This is a genomic window from Nitrospirota bacterium, assembly GCA_026387665.1.
In the GTDB taxonomy this organism is placed as follows: Bacteria; Nitrospirota; Nitrospiria; order Nitrospirales; family Nitrospiraceae; genus Palsa-1315.
This window is the reverse complement of sequence record JAPLLG010000007.1, coordinates 389,527-405,792: the sequence shown is the minus strand read 5'-3', so window position 1 is coordinate 405,792 and position 16,266 is coordinate 389,527. Positions and strand designations below refer to the sequence as shown.

Below are 16,266 nucleotides of genomic sequence, written 5' to 3'. Positions count from 1 at the left end.
AGGAAAAGCGCGAGAAGCGGAGGGGAGCTATGGCTGAGCAATTTTCATTCGATGTGGTGTCGGAAGTGGATATGCAAGAGATGAAGAATGTCGTCGATCAAGCGTCGAAGGAAGTGAAGCAGCGTTTCGACTTCAAGGACTCGAAGACGGAAATCACCTTGAAGGAGAAAGAGAAGGAGCTGTCTCTGGTCTCCGACGACGAGTACAAGCTCAATGCGGTGATCGACATTATCAAAGCCAAGTGCGTGAAGCGCGGGGTCTCATTGAAGGCCTTTGACTATGGGACCATCGAAGCGGCGCTGGGCGGAACGGTGCGCCAGGTGGCGAAGATTCAAAGCGGGATCGCAGCGGACAAGGCGAAGGAAGTGACGAAGGCTATCAAGGAGTCCAAGCTGAAAGTGCAGGCGCAGATCCAGGGCGAGCAGGTGCGCGTGCTGAGCAAGAGCAAGGACGATCTCCAGGCTGCCATGGCCTTTCTCAAGGGGCAGGATTTTGGGATTGATCTACAGTTCACCAACTACCGCTAAGACAGGATGCTGAAACAGGTCACCAGCTTCGTTCTCGGTCGATCAAGCGCCTCAACGTGCACGATAGCACGCCTCGGCGCTTGATCTCCCTGCGGCCTTGCTGGATGACCTGTTTGAGCATCCTGTAAAGTCTGGTCTTGTGCATGGCTAGAATTCTTCTCCTCGCGTTTCTCCTCGTCGCCTCCCTCGCTGGCTGCAATCGCAGCGATGCGATTGTTGTGATCCAGCTTCATCCGAAGAATCCCGACATCATCTACGTCGCGACGAACGACTACATCTATAAGACGCGTGATGGGGGCCTGACCTGGACGAATCTGTCTCGGGGCATGAGCCACTCACGCGTGATTTCGATGACGCTCGATCCGGTCTATCCTGCCACGGTCTATGCCGGCACGAAGGGCGATGCGGTGTACAAGAGTTACGACGGAGGCCAGCGGTGGGTCTCGCAACGAGCCGGCCTGGACGATGTGACGGTCTCCTCCGTGGTCAATCAGTTCGTCTTCGATCCGGCTGACAATAACCATCTCTTCGCCGCGACAACGATGGGCGTGTTTGAAACGAAGGATGCTGGCGACAGTTGGACGAAGCGGATGGAGGGCATGAAGGAGGTGCTGATGGTGGTGACGCTTGGCCTGGACCCGACGAGGCCTGAGATCCTTTATGCGGGCACGAGCGGCGGCGTCTATAAATCGATCGATCAAGCGGGCCATTGGGAGAAGGTGAATAACGGACTGGTGGATCCGGCCATCATCAAGTCGTCGCGCGCCTTGAATGTCACGGCGATTCTAGTCGATCCCTATGAGCCGGATACGGTCTATGCCGCGACGCTCGCAGGGCTCTATAAGACGACGGATGGGGCGGCCTCGTGGGCGCGCATCGGCCAGTCCCTGCAGGACCAAATGGTGTTTTCGATGATCTTGGATCGGACGAGAAAAGGCGTGCTGTATCTGAGCGGCAGGGAAGGCGTCCACCGGAGCGAAGACGGCGGCAACACCTGGACCATGATGAATAAAGGTTTGGCGACGTCGAACGTGCGGTCTCTGGCGCAGAGTTCCATCGATCCGAAACTGTTTTATCTCGGGACGAACGGGAGCGGATTGTATCGCAGCAAGGATGCGGGCGAGACGTGGGAGCCGATGCCGCCGGTGGTGGCAGATTCGCCGCGAGGCTGATGGTCGGGGAGACGTTACTGCTGTGGGCCAGTTGGGCGTTCTTGTAGGCTGGAGCCGACAGTTGAACGTTGGAGCGATGAGTTCACGCCTGACGAGGTCTCGTTGTTGAGCGTCGATTCTCCGATCGCGGGGCCTGCTCGTCCGGTAGCGCCAATATCAAATCCGCTCGGGCCGCTGGTGCCAATGTCCCTGCTGCTTCTCGGTGAGACTCCGATATCCTGACCGGTCCGGCCCTCGCTGCCTATCGCTGATCCGGCCCTAGGTGTTTTCCCAATGTTCGGTCCCACGGCTGGCGCGACGCCGATATCCGCTCCAGTTTTGGCGCTCCCTGGTAGCTGTGGCGCACGAATGTCTTGGTCGATGGACTCTTCAAGCTCTTGTATCTTGCGGATCTCACGCCCCGCCCCTTCAACATCTGCCTGCCTGAGCCGGCCTGACGATTCGCCGATTTGTTCCAATCTCGTGCGCAAGATTTTGAGGTCGGCTCTGGCCTTGGCCACAGGAGTAATTAGTTCGCGAAGCATGATGCCTCGTGCTGCCAGGGCGTAGTTGGAGAGGTTGGCTTGCGTTGCAGACAACAGCTCTCCCACTTCTTCTCCCAGCTCTTCAATCTGCTGAAGCTCGTCCGGATCGGTTTTGCAGCAAGCGAGAAAGAGGCGATACCTGTTCAGAAATGTCGAGACCTCGCGCTGCAGATTCTCAATTTTAAAATCGCGGGGCTGTTGGTCGCGCGCAGCAGCTTCGCCTGTTTGCTCTGTCGTCTCTGTTTTCTTTTTCTCAACGAGCGGCACGCATCCAGGGCCTTTGGTGGCGGAATATTGTTGATCCGCTTTTCGATCAGGACACCAGTAAAGCGGTGATGCGGCTGACGCTGTGGCGATGCTGGTCCCGCTGCACGTCAGGATAACGGTTCCCATGAGGAGGATGAGGCGGAAGGCGTTGGCTGTGCTCAGTAAAGACATAAAATCATTCTCAACCCGACCGGAATTCTTGTCAACGAAACCCTCCAACTGCGTGTAGGCGGCAGATTTTTCAATTGGCGAGGCAGCGTTCTTATTCATCGGCCAGAACGACCATTTTTCTTCCGGATCCGCAGCCAGCTTTAGCTGGCAGGATCTGGATGGACAAAAAAGTGCAGTCATTTCTTATCCACAGGTGCGGGGACCATTAGGGCTAAACGGAAGGGGGCTCCAGGCCTCGTAAGTACATGAATTTCTTATTGACAAGTCTTTTGGTGGGTGTATACTCGCCAGCATGTGGGAGAAAGTGGGTGGCTTTGGTCGCTGATATTTATGGAGGATTCTAGACATTTACCGGTCATGTCGGCAGAGGTCCTGTTTTGGCTTATTCAAGAAGAGAGCCGAACCTATCTTGATTGCACGGTGGGGTACAGTGGGCATGCTGAAAGAATTCTCGAGGCAAGTGGGTCTGGTAGCAGGCTTATCGGGCTGGATCGCGATGCCATGGCTATTGCGGCGAGTCGCGAACGACTCGCGCGATTCGGCGACCGCGCACTCCTTATACATGGGCATTTTGTGGATCTGAAGCAGCATCTTGCTGCGAATGGCATTAGTCGAGTCGATGGGATTTTGTTCGATCTGGGAGTCTCGTCTCCGCAGTTGGATGAAGCGGCTCGGGGTTTCAGTTTTCAGGGAGATGGTCCGTTGGACATGCGTATGGATCAATCGACGGGCGGGACTGCAGCCGATCTGGTCAATCAATGGCCGGAGACGCAGTTGGCCGACGTGATTTTTCAATTCGGCGAGGAACGGTTTTCCCGGCGCATTGCGCGCGCCATCGTGAGCGCGCGGGAGCGTCATCCGCTGGCGACGACGAAGGAGCTGGTTTCCGTGATCGAAGGGTCGGTGCCTGCCAAGTACCGGCATGGTCGGCTCCATTGCGCGACCCGCACGTTCCAGGCCCTTCGCATTGCCGTCAATCAGGAGCTCGATTGTCTGGAGCCGGCGTTGCGCGATGCGGTGGATGTGTTGTCTCCCGGCGGACGTCTCTGTGCGATCTCGTTTCATTCGCTCGAAGATCGGATTGTGAAGCACACGTTTCGGGCGCTCTCCGGCAAGGAGGACCCCCTGTTGACGGTGCTCACGAAGAGACCGCAGGTCGCCAGCAGCGAAGAGTCAGATAGGAATCCCCGGTCGCGCAGCGCCAAGCTGCGCGCCGCTCAACGGGTAGCCATGGAGGGTCATTCATGAAGACGCTAACGATTCTAGCCGGTGTGATGTTGGTCTTCGTGTTTGTGTGGGAACGGGTGGATGTCGTTCGGCTGGGGTATCAGATCGAGCGATCGAAGAGTCAGAAGATATTGCTGGAGCGGGAGCGGGATCAGCTGCAAGTGAAGTTTTCTTCGCTGGCGGCGCCTGAGCGGATCGCGAAGGTGGCGACGGAGAAGCTGGGGATGCTTCCGCCGCAGCAGGGACAAGTCATGATGGTGCATCAGCCGATGGACGCGCCTGGCTTGTCGTCTCCGCCCGTGGAGCAGGTTCGTTTGGCGAGGCATGTGGTAACCGGGAGAGTAAACGAGTGACAGTCGGCCCCTCACGCGGTCGTCGCTATGTGATGCTGTTCCTGTTTTTCTGCGGGTTCAGCATCATTCTGTTTCGGTTAGTCACGCTCCAAGTGCTTCAAGCGGCAGAGCTCACGGCCAAGGCCGATCGCCAACATCAAAAAACTGTGTCGTTCGAGGGTGCCAGGGGCATGGTGTCGGATCGTCACGGCAAGGTGCTCGCGATGAATGTGGAGGTGCCCTCCGTGTTCGGCGTGCCCACGTCGCTGGAGAACCCCTCGGCCGTGGCCCGCCATCTTTCCCCGGTGCTCCATATTCGAAGCGGCGAGCTGGAGAAGAAGCTCCGGCAGAATAAGAGTTTCGTCTGGCTGGCGCGAAAGGTCGAGCCTGAGCAGGGGCGGCGGTTGGAACAGTTGTCGTTGGGCGGCATCGGGGTGGTGATGGAGGGCCAGCGCTTCTATCCCAATGGGCCGTTGCTGTCTCATGTCCTTGGATTTTCCGGGATGGATGGGCAGGGGCTGGAGGGGCTTGAGCGTCGATACGATGCGCAACTGCATGGAGAAAAACGTGTGACCGTGCTGCAGCGCGATGCGCTGGGCCGCACGATTTTCCCCAAGGGCGTAAAAGAGCAAGTGCCGACGCCGGGTCAGGCCCTGACGCTGACCGTGGACGAGGTCATTCAATACATTGCAGAAAAAGAACTCGACGAGACGGTCGTTCGCACCCATGCCAAGTCCGGGACGATCATTGTTATGGAGCCGCAATCAGGCGCGATTCTCGCGATGGCGGTCAGTCCGCGGTTCGATCCGAATGCCGTCAGCTCGTTGACGCCGGACCGGTGGCGTAACCGCGCGCTGACCGATACCTACGAGCCTGGATCGACCATGAAGGCGATGGTGGCGGCGGCGGCGCTGGAAGAAAAGGTGATGACGCCCGGCTCCATGATCTTCGGTGAAAACGGCAAGATGACGATTGCGAGTACGACGATTCACGACCATGAAAAGCTCGGCTGGATGACGTTTTCCGAGATGATTCAAAAGTCCAGCAACATCGGCGCCGCGAAAACCGGGATGGCGCTCGGCGACCAGCGGCTCTACCGCTATCTCCAGGCGTTCGGATTCGGTCAACGGACGGAGATCGATCTGCCGGGCGAAGTCAACGGGCTCTTGAAGGCGCCCAAGGACTGGGGCCGCCGCACGCTGGCGTCGATTTCGATGGGACAGGAGATCGGGGTGACGCCTCTCCAGATGGTGTCGGCTGTGGCGACCCTCGCCAACGGGGGCGTGATGATGAAGCCCTATGTGGTGTCCGAAGTGCGTGATCAGAAGGGGCTCCTCCTGAAGGAAGTGCTGCCGCACGCCAAGCGGCGTGTTGTGTCGGAGGAGACGGCCAAGACGGTGACGACGATGTTGGAAGGGGTTGTGACGAACGGTACGGGCACGAAGGCGGCGATTCCCGGGTTCCGTGTGGCGGGCAAAACGGGGACGGCGCAAAAGATCGATCCGCGAACCGGCGGCTATTCCTCCACTCTGTTTGTCGGGTCGTTCGTCGGCTATGTGCCGGCTGAATCGCCCCGCTTGGCCATGATCGTGGTCATCGATGAGCCGCAAGGCGAAGCCTGGGGCGGGACCGTGGCGGCGCCAGTCTTTCGGCGGGTCGGGGAGCAGGTGTTGAACTATCTCGGAGTGTCCAGGGAGGACACAGTGAAAATCGCATTAGCGACGAGGGACTACTAATAGCTATGACGCGCGATCCTCTCACCCTTACGCAATTGCTCACGGCGCTCCGTGGGCAGGTCGCGATTCTGGAGCAGCGCGGCGAGATGACTCGTCCGGTGCAGGGGATTACGGACGATTCACGGGCGGTCACGGCCGGGAGTCTTTTCGTGGCCGTCAAGGGCGAGCGAGTCGACGGCCACAATTTTATCGAGCAGGCCATCAAGGCCGGAGCCGGCGCGATTGTTGCGCAGGTTCCTGTGGCTTCAGGGCCGTTGCCCCTCGTGCTGGTGGCTGATTCGCGCAAGGCGCTCGGGCTGCTCGGAAGCCGGTTCCATGGAGATCCTTCTTCCCGTCTCAAGATGATCGGCGTGACCGGCACGAACGGAAAGACTACGACCACGTGCCTCTGTAAATCGTTGCTGGAAGGAATCGGTCGGAAGGTGGGGTTGATCGGCACGGTGGGGTATCAGATCGGGCAGGAGACCTTTCCCGCCTCGCACACGACGCCCGGCGCGCTCGATCTTCAGCAATTGTTGGCGAAGATGGTTGAACATGGACTCGATGCCACCGTGATGGAAGTGTCGTCCCATGCCCTCGCGTTAGACCGGACGTCCGGCTGCGAGTATGACGTGGCGGTCTTTACGAACCTCACGCAGGATCACCTCGATTTTCATCACACGATGGATGAGTACTTTGCAGAGAAGCTGAAATTATTTACCGGATTGGCCGGGGGGCAGAAGACGGGGAAACGCGCCATCGTCAATATGGATGATCCGAGAGGGACTGCGATCCGGGCCGCCTGTCCTGTGCCGGTCTGGGGTTATGCCCTGCAGAACAAGGCTGAGCTCAAGGCGGAAGCTGTGCGTCTCTCTCTGTCGGGGACGACCTTTACCGCTGCGACTCCTGCCGGTTCGTTCACGGTCGAGAGCCGGCTGGTGGGGGAACATAACGTCTACAACTTGCTGGGGGCGATCGGAGTGGCGCTGCATGATGGGGCAACGGCGGATCAGATCTGCGAAGCGGCTGCCCATATTACGAATGTCCCAGGCCGGTTCGAACGGGTCTCGTCGGGGCAGGACTTTACCGTGGTCGTCGATTATGCCCATACGGAAGATGCCCTCGTCCGGCTGCTCACGGCCGCCCAGGTCTTAAAGACCGATCGGATCATTACGGTGTTCGGCTGCGGCGGTGATCGGGATCGAGGGAAGCGGCCTAAGATGGGCCGCGCCGCCGTGGAGTACAGTGATGTGGTGGTGCTGACCTCCGACAATCCGCGCACCGAGGACCCGATGGCGATCCTTCGTGAAGTCGAGGTCGGCGTGCGCGAGGCGCTGGCGCACCGGAGCCATGTGCAGTATCGCCTGGTGCCGGACCGGCGTGAGGCGATCGGCGCGGCGATCCGCGAGGCGCACCGCGGCGACATGGTGCTCATTGCCGGCAAGGGGCATGAAGACTATCAAATCATCGGGACGAAGAAATTTCATTTTGACGACCGGGAGGTCGCGCGCGAAGCGATCCAGCAGCTGCAGGGTTGCGCGTGACGATTCAGGGCATAGCCAAGGTCGGACAGGGCGAGGAATCGATGGGACTCTTTACGGTTGAAGAATTGCGGGAAGTCATCAGCGTGAAGATCCTCGCTGGCCGGGATTCGGTATCGGGGAAGCGCCGGATCAGACAGGTCAGCACGGATTCGCGATCGATTCGCCGCGGGGATCTTTTTGTCGCGTTGCGAGGCGAGCAGTTCGATGGCCATGAGTTCGTGCCGGCCGTGCTCGCGAAAGGCGCGGCTGGCGCGATCGTGCACGATGAATACCGCCTGCCGTCCGGCTCCGCGTCGGCGCGGCTTTTTGAGGGACGGTCGGCCCCCTTTCTGTTCGGCGTGCAGGATCCCCTGTTCGCCTATCAGCAGTTGGCGACCCATCATCGCAGCCGATTCTCGATCCCCGTGGTGGCGGTGACCGGCAGCAACGGCAAGACGACGACGAAAGATATGGTGGCGGCGGTGTTGGCGCAGCGGTGGCGCACGTTGAAGACCGAGGGGAATTTCAATAATCGGATCGGCGTGCCCCATACCCTGTTCCGGCTCACAGCTCGCCATCAAGCGGCGGTCATCGAGATGGGAGTGGATCATCAGGGGCAGACGACCAGGCTCTGTGAGATTGTCCGGCCCACGGTCGGGTTGATCACCAATATCGGCCCCGATCATCTGGAGTTCTTCGGGAGCATGGAAGGCTCGGCGCAGGCCAAGGCGGAACTGTTGGACATGCTTCCGGCCGATGGCACGGCGATCTTGAACGCCGACGATCCCTACTTCGACTATCTCGCCTCGCGCGCGCAATGCCGCGTCATGTCGTTCGGATTTTCAGAGATGGCCGATGTCCGCGCGAGCGAGGTCACGTCCGACGCCCGCCAGGGCACGACCTTCCGCCTGCACCTTCCCGGAAAGAGCCGTCCCATCGCCGTGCGAATCAAGGTGCATGGAGCCCACAACGTGACCAATGCGCTTGCCGCTGCGGCAGTCGGTGCGGCGTTGAACCTGTCCGGTTCGATGATTGTTCAGGGGCTGGGCCGATTCCGCCCCGCCGCGATGCGGTCGCAGGTGGTGACCCATCATGGCGTCCATATCATCAACGATTGCTACAACGCCAACCCGGCGTCGATGAAAGCGGCGCTTCAGCTGTTGGCGCAGTGGAGCCCGGCGCGCGAACGGATTGCCGTCCTGGGAGATATGCTGGAGCTCGGCCCTGAGAGCCGCCCGATGCACCGGGAGGTCGGGCAGTTCCTGGCCACGCAGGGTCTGTCGCGGCTGATCGCCTGTGGAACATTGGGTCGGGACATCGCAGAGGGAGCCAGGCGCGGCGGGATGGCCGATGCGCAGATCGAGGAAGCGGCGGATGCGGTGGCCGCGGCCGATCGGCTCAAGAAGATGGTGCGGCAGGGTGACGTGGTGCTGGTGAAGGCTTCTCGCGGCATGAAGATGGAGCAGGTGGTCCAGGTTCTGACGGGGATGAGGGCGGTCATCAAGCAGGCATCGTAAGGCATCGGTGTGGTTCATTTTGGTTGAGGTATAGACGGCATGTTTTATAACTGGCTCTATCCGTTTCATACCGAATATTCGTTCCTGAACGTCTTTCGGTATTTGAGCTTCCGCATCATCTATGCGGCCGTGACGGCATTTTTGATTGCCTTCGTCCTGGCGCCCTGGGTGATCCGGAAGTTGCAGGAAATTAAGCTGGGCCAGCAGATCCGCGATGACGGTCCCAAGAGCCATCTGGCCAAGAGCGGCACGCCCACCATGGGAGGTGTGCTCATCATTTTTGCGGTGGTCATCTCGACGCTTCTCTGGGCCGATATCTCGCGGGCCTATGTCTGGCTGGTGCTCGCCGCCACGGTGGGGTTCGGGGCGATCGGATTTGTGGACGACTATCTCAAGTTCGTCAAGGCGCAGTCGAAGGGGCTCACCGCGGGGCAGAAATTTACGGCGCAAATCGTGCTGGCCTTGGCGATCGCGGTCGCTCTCTATTTCCTGCCTGGCTATACGACCAAGCTCAGCATTCCCTTCTTCAAGAATTTCGTTCCGGATCTCGGCTGGTTTTATATCGCCTTTGCCGTCCTGGTCATTGTCGGGAGCTCCAACGCCGTCAATCTGACCGACGGCCTCGATGGATTGGCGATCGGACCGGTCATGATCGCGGCCCTGGCCTATACGATCGTAGCCTATATCGTCGGCCATCGCGTGATGTCTGACTATCTGCTCATTCAACACATCGAGGGAGCGGGCGAACTGGCGGTCTTCACCGCCTCCATCCTGGGGGCGAGTCTGGGATTCCTCTGGTTCAATTCCTATCCGGCGACCGTGTTCATGGGAGACGTCGGGTCGCTTCCGCTGGGGGCGGCGCTGGGGACAGTCGCGGTGATCAGCAAACACGAGCTGCTGCTCCTCATGGTCGGCGGGGTATTTGTGATCGAAGCGGTCTCGGTCATTTTCCAGGTCGTGTCGTTCAAGTCGCGCGGGAAGCGGATTTTCCTCATGGCGCCGATCCATCATCACTTTGAGATGAAGGGATGGGAGGAGCCGAAGGTCGTGGTGCGTTTGTGGATCATCGCCATTCTGTTGGCCTTGTTGAGTTTGAGTACCTTAAAGCTCCGGTGATGGCATGGTGGGAGTCGCCACAGTGAAACTTGCGGGAGCCAAAGTCACAGTGATGGGACTGGCCAGAAGTGGCGTGGCTGCTTGCCGCCTGCTCCAGGCTGCGGGGGCCCAGGTCACGGTGGCAGACCGGAAGGAACCGGCGGAACTGACGTCGATCCTCGGTTCCATCGATCGCGATCACGTCGGCGTGACCGTCGGGGCTCGGTACGAATCGTCGCTGGATGAGGCGGAGCTGGTGGTGATCAGCCCGGGAGTGCCCTATCGCTTGGCCTCGCTCGAAGCAGCGCGTCGGCGTGGGGTGAAGGTGATCGGCGAATTGGAGTTGGCCTCGCAATTTATTCGAAGTCCGATTCTGGCCATCACCGGCACCAACGGCAAGAGCACGACTGTGACCTTGATCGGTAAGTTTCTGGCCGAGAGCAGCAAGCGGGCATTTGTCGGCGGCAATCTCGGCACGGCCTTGAGCGAGGCGGCGCTGGAAGATTTTCGCGCCCAGCAAGAGGAGAAGCCAAGTCCCTACGATTATCTGGTCGTGGAGGTCTCCAGTTTCCAGCTGGAAACGATCGACCGATTCCATCCCTGGGTCGCTGCCCTGCTCAATGTGACGGTGGATCATCAGGACCGGTATGAGTCGCTGGACGATTATGTCGCGGCGAAACAGCGGATCTTCGAGAATCAAACCTCGTCGGATTTCGCCCTGTTCAACCTCGACGATGACCGTGTGGCCCCGTTGCGGCATCGTGTGTCCGCACAGCGGCTGGGATTTACGAGTGGGTCTACGATCGGGGCCGATCTGTCCGGGGGAACCTATCTCGAAGGAGACCGGATCGTGACAACGGTCACAGGAGTTCGGCAGGAGATTTGTCGCAGGAGCGAGATCCGCATCATCGGCAATCACAATGTGCAGAACGTCATGGCGGCCGTGACCTATGCGGTGTTGTGCGGCTGTCCCCTTGAGGTGATTCGGCGAGTCCTCGCGACCTTTCCCGGACTCGAACATGCGTTGGAGATTGTCCGTGAGCGGCGGGGGGTCCGATTCGTGAACGATTCGAAGGGCACGAATGTCGATGCCACGCTCAAGGCGCTGGAGAGTATCGATCAACCGATTTGGCTCATTGCCGGCGGACGGGATAAGGGCGGCGACTTTTCGCGGCTGGCTCAGGCGGTCGGCCGGAGGGTCAAGCGCGTGATTCTGATCGGAGAAGCGGCGCCTTTGTTGCGACGGGCCTGGGAGGGGGTCGCCACGATGACCGACGCGGCCAGCTTGCAGGAGGCCGTGGATTGCGCGGCGCAGGGGGCTGCGTCCGGCGATGTCGTGTTGTTGTCTCCTTGCTGCGCCAGCTTCGATATGTTCGCGGACTATCAAGACCGTGGTCGTCAATTTAAGACATTGGTTCATGCGTTACCGGCGTGACGTGCCAGGCAAGGGAGGGGCGGTTCTGAGCAATGGCGCATCGATCAGCAGGGACCCTGGCGCTTCCATGGTCCCAGACCAGCCAACGATCGGGCAAGCAGCGGGTGGCGGCGGACCACACGCTGTTGGCGGTTACCATGACCCTGGCCCTGGTGGGCCTGGTCATGGTGTTCAGCGCGAGCGCCATTGTGGCGGGCAACCGGTTTCACGATTCAGGGTTTTTCCTGAAGCGGCAGATCGCCTGGCTCGCCTTCGGCTTTCTCTTGATGCATCTCACGTCGCGCATCGATTACACGCTGTGGAAGAAGCTCTCCATTCCGATGTTGCTCTGCATGCTGCTGCTGCTGATCATGGTGCTGGTGCCGGGGCTGGGTGTGGCGGCCAAGGGGGCGCGGCGCTGGTTGCGGTTGGGGCCGATCTCGATGCAGCCGGCGGAAATGATCAAGCTGGTGGTGGTCATTTATATGGCGGCCTATCTGACCAGAAAAGGGGACAAGATCGCGTCGTTTCGCGAGGGTCTGCTGCCGGCCTTGATCGTGTTGGGCGTGCTGAGCGGGCTGGTCTTGCTCGAACCGGATCTTGGGACGGTCGTGGTGATCGGGCTGGTGACGATCGGGCTTTGTTTCCTCGCCGGGGCGCGTCTTTCCCATCTGTTGACGCTGGCTCTCTGCGCTATTCCGGTCGTCATGGTGCTGGTCCTCGGGTCCAGTTACCGGCGGCAACGGCTTATGACTTTTCTGGCTCCCTGGAAGGAAGCGTCGGCTGCCGGGTTTCAAATTACTCAGTCCTTTCTGGCGTTCGGCAGCGGCGGGTCCTTCGGAGTGGGGTTGGGCGAGGGCAAGCAGAAGCTCTACTTCCTCCCGGAGGCTCATACGGATTTTGTGTTGTCGTTGGTGGGAGAAGAACTGGGGCTCGTGGGGACCGTCACCGTGATCCTGCTCTTTGCGGTGTTCGTCTGGCGGGGCTTTCAGATCGCCGCGCGCGCGCGGGTGCCGTTCGGCCGGCATCTGGGCATGGGCATTACCCTCTTGATCGGCGGTCAGGCCTTGGTGAATGCGGCGGTGGTGACAGGGCTCTTGCCGACGAAGGGGCTGACCTTGCCGTTCGTCAGTTACGGGGGGTCGTCGCTTGTGGTCAGTTTGATCGGTGTGGGGATCTTGCTCAGCATTTCTCGCGACCGGCATGCGGGCGGCTCGCGAGGTGGACGGGGTGGATCGGATCACGAATGACGATCGTCATTGCAGCAGGGGGAACCGGTGGTCATCTCTATCCGGCTGTGGCGTTGGCGCGAGAGTTTCTCCGGCGCGACCCCGCAACCCAGGTGCTCTTCGTGGGGACCTCGCGGGGACTCGAATCGAAGGTGCTGGCCCATGAGGGATTCGAGCTGGCTCTGATCAGTGCCCAGCCGGTGATGGGCAAGGGGCTATTCGGGGCGGTGAGGGGACTGTGCGTCCTGCCGAAAAGTTTGTGGCAGTGTTTGAAGATTCTGCGAACGAGACGGGCGGATCTGGTGATCGGGATCGGCGGCTATACCAGTCCAATGGTGCTGTTAGCCGCAGCCTTGACGGGGGTGCCACGCGTGATTCTTGAGCCGAATGCACGGCCCGGTATGGCGAATAAAGCGGTGGGCCCCTTCGCGCAATTGGTGTTTCTCGGATTCGAGTCAGCGGCCGCGTCGTTCACGCGGTCCAAGGTGCGGGTGACGGGGATTCCGATTCGCAAGACCTTTCTGGACTTCGCGCAGCAGAGCCAGGAAAACCGGAAGCCGTTCCATCTGTTGATTTTCGGCGGGAGCCAGGGGGCGAAGGCGATTAATACGGCGGTGATAGAAGGATTGCCAGAATTGATGACGCAGTTGCCACAGTTTACCGTAACCCATCAGACCGGCGAGTCCGACCAGGCGCGGGTGGCTGAGGCCTATCGTCGCGCCGGCATCTCCGCTCAGGTGACCCCATTCCTTTATGACATGCCTGCCGAGTTACGGCAGGCGGACCTCGTGGTGGCGCGAGCCGGAGCCATGACAGTGGCGGAACTGACGACATGTGGCAAGCCAGCCATCCTGATCCCGCTGCCGTCCGCCATCTATAACCATCAGATGCAGAATGCCAAGGTGATGGAGGCGGCAGGGGCCGCCGTCGTGCTTCCGCAAGCGGCGCTCACTGGTTCTACGTTGGCTCGCGCGGTGGCGGATATTCTCGGGGATCCAGCGCGAGTGCAGGCGATGGGCGCTGCCAGTCTAGCGATGAGACGAACCGACGCGGCGGAGGTCATCGTCCGCGAATGCTACGCACTCATGGAGGGCCATCATGATGTCGACCGGTCTGGTAGAGAGGCGGGAGTCTAATGGTGCAGAGCAACGTCGTCAGGGGCAATCTTCATATCCACCGGTCGGTGGAGTAAGGCGCGCGACCATGTTTCGCAAGACGCAACAGATTCATCTAGTTGGCATCGGGGGCTCGGGGATGAGTGGCATCGCCGAGGTGCTGCTGACCCTGGGTTATAAAGTGACGGGCTCAGATTTGCAGGCGTCCGATACGACGCGGCGATTGGAAGAGCTTGGCGGTCGCATCTTTGTCGGCCATCAGGAGTCGAATGTGGGGGAAGCGCAAGTGGTGGTCATCTCCTCCGCCGTGTCGGCCCAGAACCCCGAGGTGGTGGCGGCCAAGGCCAAACAGATTCCCGTGATTCCGCGGGCCGAAATGCTGGCGGAGCTGATGCGGTTGAAATTCGGCGTTGCCATTGCCGGCGCCCACGGGAAGACCACGACGACGTCGATGGTGGCCAATGTGCTGGCGCAGGGGGGCTTGGATCCCACCATGGTGATCGGGGGCAAGGTGAATGCGCTGGGGAGTCATGCCCGTCTTGGCCGGGGCGATCTTCTCGTGGCGGAAGCGGACGAGAGCGACGGGTCGTTCCTCCGTCTGTCTCCGACCATCGCCGCCGTTACGAATCTCGACCGGGAACATCTCGAACATTACGGCAGCATGGAGCGCATCAACGAATGTTTCCTCGAATTCATCAATAAGGTGCCCTTCTACGGATTATCCGTATTGTGCGCGGACGACGATCGGCTGAGGGCGTTGTTTCCGAAGATCGTGAAACGCTATCAGACCTATGGGCTCAGTGAACCAGATGGAGTCACGCCGGATTTCTTTGCGACGGACATCAGCTTGAACCAATGGGGCGCGGAGTTCCGGGCGCAGTTCCGCGGGCGCAACCTGGGCCCGTTCCGCCTGGCGGTGCCGGGCCGACACAATGTTTCCAATGCGCTCGTGGCGATTGCGATCGGGGTCGAGTTGGATGTGCCGGTGGACCTGATTCGAAAGGCGCTGGCGGCCTACACGGGAGTGGAGCGGCGCTTCCATCTGCGAGGGGAAGTCAACGGGATCATGGTCGTGGACGATTACGGGCACCATCCGACGGAGATCAAGGCGACCCTGTCCGCTGCGAAACAAGGCTGGGGAGACCGGCGGTTGGTGGTGGTGTTCCAGCCCCATCGCTATACCAGGACGCGCGATCTGCTGGAGGATTTTGCCAAGGCCTTCGCGCAATCGGACGTGCTGTTTCTGACGGAAATTTATGCGGCAGGCGAGCAGCCGATTCCGGGGGTGTCCGGAGCCAAGCTGGCCGAGATCGTTCGTGCGGCAGGTCATCCCTCCGTGACCTTTGTGGAACAGAAAGACCAGCTGGTGGAGCAGGTCTTGCCCCATCTGAAATCGGGGGATCTCGTCATTACCTTGGGGGCTGGGGATATTTGGAAGACGGGGCCAGGACTCTTGGCCCGTTTGACCCCTCCCGCATGATGCCATGAAACGAGGTGGGACGCGTGCCACGACAGCAGCGAGACAGTCTGCGCGATTCACGCAGGCGGATGTGCGGGCCGCTGTGGCAGGTCTCCGGGGCCCTGTGTTCTTCCAGGCTCCGTTGCGAGAGTATACCTCATTCAAGATCGGAGGGCCTGCAGATGTTGTGGTGGAACCGCTTGATATTGAGGATGTCTGTCTGGTGGTCCAGCAGGCGCGCGCACGTAAGGTCCCTCTGTTCGTCGTGGGCGGAACGAATCTGCTCATCCGGGACGGGGGCATCCGCGGCATCGTGGTCAGCCTGGTGCGGCTGCGGGCCATCAAGGAAGAACCGGGCCACGTTCTCTATGCCGAAGGGGGAGTGGGGATGCCGACGTTGATCGGCTACGCCATCAAACATTCCCTTGCGGGGTTGGAATGGGCGGCGGGCATTCCCGGAACGGTGGCCGGTTGTGTGGTGATGAATGCCGGCACGAAGCTCGGGGAGATGAAGGATGCCGTCAAGGCGGTTCGCATGGTGAATCTGAAAGGCCAGATCGTGGACCTGGAGGCGGGCCAGATTCCGTTCGAGTATCGCCGGGCGCGGTTGCCGCGCGGCATCGTCGTGGGGGTCTGGCTTCAATTGAAGCAGGGAGTCCGGTCGGAGATTGAAAAAGTGGTCAAGGACTATCTCCATTATCGGCGGGATACGCAGCCGCTCGCGATGCCAAGCGCCGGCTGTGTGTTCAAGAATCCTCCGAACGATTCTGCTGGCCGACTGATCGAGACTGTGGGCCTCAAGGGCGCTCGCGTGGGCGATGCGGAAGTCTCGACGAAACATGCCAACTTCATGGTGAACCGGGGGCAGGCGCGCGCCGCGGACGTGATTGCCCTGATCGGAAAGGTCCGCAGCGCCATTCGCCGGCGGGCCGGCGTGCGGTTGGACCTTGAACTGAAAATCGTAGGAGAGACGTAGCGC

The 16,266-nt window shown here is 60.3% G+C and carries 14 protein-coding genes; 13 read left to right on the top strand and 1 reads right to left on the bottom strand.

Annotated elements, in window-relative coordinates; all coding sequences use genetic code 11:
- Positions 1–29 precede the first annotated feature (29 nt).
- Complete coding sequence (locus NT179_06245; GenBank protein ID MCX5721616.1) at positions 30–527, top strand: YajQ family cyclic di-GMP-binding protein; 498 nt, start codon at positions 30–32, stop codon at positions 525–527.
- Between the two features lie 143 nt (positions 528–670).
- Positions 671–1,699 carry a hypothetical protein gene (locus NT179_06240; protein ID MCX5721615.1) on the top strand — a complete coding sequence of 343 codons (1,029 nt, stop codon included), beginning with the start codon at positions 671–673 and terminating at the stop codon, positions 1,697–1,699.
- 14 nt (positions 1,700–1,713) lie between these two features.
- Here NT179_06240 and NT179_06235 read toward each other — a convergent pair whose 3' ends face one another.
- Entirely contained in the window at positions 1,714–2,661 is a 948-nt protein-coding gene (locus tag NT179_06235; protein MCX5721614.1) for a hypothetical protein, read from the bottom strand.
- A 330-nt stretch (positions 2,662–2,991) separates the two neighbouring features.
- Between NT179_06235 and rsmH the strand changes: the two genes are divergently transcribed.
- The 11 genes from rsmH to murB all read left to right on the top strand — a co-directional run bounded on the left by rsmH (position 2,992) and on the right by murB (position 16,263).
- On the top strand, positions 2,992–3,909 hold the full coding sequence (gene rsmH, locus NT179_06230) for a 16S rRNA (cytosine(1402)-N(4))-methyltransferase RsmH (GenBank protein MCX5721613.1): 918 nt from the start codon (positions 2,992–2,994) through the stop codon (positions 3,907–3,909).
- Positions 3,906–4,241 carry a cell division protein FtsL gene (locus NT179_06225; GenBank protein MCX5721612.1) on the top strand — a complete coding sequence of 112 codons (336 nt, stop codon included), beginning with the start codon at positions 3,906–3,908 and terminating at the stop codon, positions 4,239–4,241. The genes rsmH and NT179_06225 overlap by 4 nt, the downstream gene beginning before the upstream one ends.
- Positions 4,238–5,956 (top strand): penicillin-binding protein 2, encoded by a 1,719-nt coding sequence (locus tag NT179_06220; GenBank protein ID MCX5721611.1) that lies wholly within the window; start codon positions 4,238–4,240, stop codon positions 5,954–5,956. The genes NT179_06225 and NT179_06220 overlap by 4 nt, the downstream gene beginning before the upstream one ends.
- Before the next feature lie 5 nt (positions 5,957–5,961).
- Positions 5,962–7,479: a UDP-N-acetylmuramoyl-L-alanyl-D-glutamate--2,6-diaminopimelate ligase gene (locus NT179_06215; GenBank protein ID MCX5721610.1), complete on the top strand. Its 1,518-nt coding sequence runs from the start codon at positions 5,962–5,964 to the stop codon at positions 7,477–7,479.
- On the top strand, positions 7,476–8,975 hold the full coding sequence (locus NT179_06210; protein ID MCX5721609.1) for a UDP-N-acetylmuramoyl-tripeptide--D-alanyl-D-alanine ligase: 1,500 nt from the start codon (positions 7,476–7,478) through the stop codon (positions 8,973–8,975). The genes NT179_06215 and NT179_06210 overlap by 4 nt, the downstream gene beginning before the upstream one ends.
- 39 nt (positions 8,976–9,014) lie before the next feature.
- Positions 9,015–10,091, top strand: a complete 1,077-nt coding sequence (mraY, locus tag NT179_06205) for a phospho-N-acetylmuramoyl-pentapeptide-transferase (GenBank protein ID MCX5721608.1) — start codon at positions 9,015–9,017, stop codon at positions 10,089–10,091.
- A gap of 22 nt (positions 10,092–10,113) precedes the next feature.
- Positions 10,114–11,505 (top strand): UDP-N-acetylmuramoyl-L-alanine--D-glutamate ligase, encoded by a 1,392-nt coding sequence (gene murD, locus NT179_06200; GenBank protein ID MCX5721607.1) that lies wholly within the window; start codon positions 10,114–10,116, stop codon positions 11,503–11,505.
- A gap of 32 nt (positions 11,506–11,537) precedes the next feature.
- On the top strand, positions 11,538–12,734 hold the full coding sequence (gene ftsW, locus NT179_06195; protein MCX5721606.1) for a putative lipid II flippase FtsW: 1,197 nt from the start codon (positions 11,538–11,540) through the stop codon (positions 12,732–12,734).
- A complete protein-coding gene (murG, locus tag NT179_06190; GenBank protein ID MCX5721605.1) occupies positions 12,731–13,849 on the top strand; it encodes an undecaprenyldiphospho-muramoylpentapeptide beta-N-acetylglucosaminyltransferase in 1,119 nt (372 codons plus the stop codon). The genes ftsW and murG overlap by 4 nt, the downstream gene beginning before the upstream one ends.
- Positions 13,850–13,916: 67 nt before the next feature.
- Complete coding sequence (murC, locus tag NT179_06185; protein ID MCX5721604.1) at positions 13,917–15,308, top strand: UDP-N-acetylmuramate--L-alanine ligase; 1,392 nt, start codon at positions 13,917–13,919, stop codon at positions 15,306–15,308.
- A 4-nt stretch (positions 15,309–15,312) separates the two neighbouring features.
- Positions 15,313–16,263 carry a UDP-N-acetylmuramate dehydrogenase gene (gene murB, locus NT179_06180; GenBank protein ID MCX5721603.1) on the top strand — a complete coding sequence of 317 codons (951 nt, stop codon included), beginning with the start codon at positions 15,313–15,315 and terminating at the stop codon, positions 16,261–16,263.
- Positions 16,264–16,266 lie beyond the last annotated feature (3 nt).

Coding starts and splice junctions, on each gene's coding strand:
- NT179_06240 (MCX5721615.1), top strand. CDS start 671: ATGGCTAGAATTCTTCTCCTCGCGTTTCTCCTCGTCGCCTCCCTCGCT.
- NT179_06235 (MCX5721614.1), bottom strand. CDS start 2,661: ATGTCTTTACTGAGCACAGCCAACGCCTTCCGCCTCATCCTCCTCATG.
- murB (MCX5721603.1), top strand. CDS start 15,313: ATGAAACGAGGTGGGACGCGTGCCACGACAGCAGCGAGACAGTCTGCG.
- mraY (MCX5721608.1), top strand. CDS start 9,015: ATGTTTTATAACTGGCTCTATCCGTTTCATACCGAATATTCGTTCCTG.
- NT179_06245 (MCX5721616.1), top strand. CDS start 30: ATGGCTGAGCAATTTTCATTCGATGTGGTGTCGGAAGTGGATATGCAA.
- rsmH (MCX5721613.1), top strand. CDS start 2,992: ATGGAGGATTCTAGACATTTACCGGTCATGTCGGCAGAGGTCCTGTTT.
- murC (MCX5721604.1), top strand. CDS start 13,917: ATGTTTCGCAAGACGCAACAGATTCATCTAGTTGGCATCGGGGGCTCG.
- NT179_06225 (MCX5721612.1), top strand. CDS start 3,906: ATGAAGACGCTAACGATTCTAGCCGGTGTGATGTTGGTCTTCGTGTTT.
- ftsW (MCX5721606.1), top strand. CDS start 11,538: ATGGCGCATCGATCAGCAGGGACCCTGGCGCTTCCATGGTCCCAGACC.
- murG (MCX5721605.1), top strand. CDS start 12,731: ATGACGATCGTCATTGCAGCAGGGGGAACCGGTGGTCATCTCTATCCG.
- NT179_06215 (MCX5721610.1), top strand. CDS start 5,962: ATGACGCGCGATCCTCTCACCCTTACGCAATTGCTCACGGCGCTCCGT.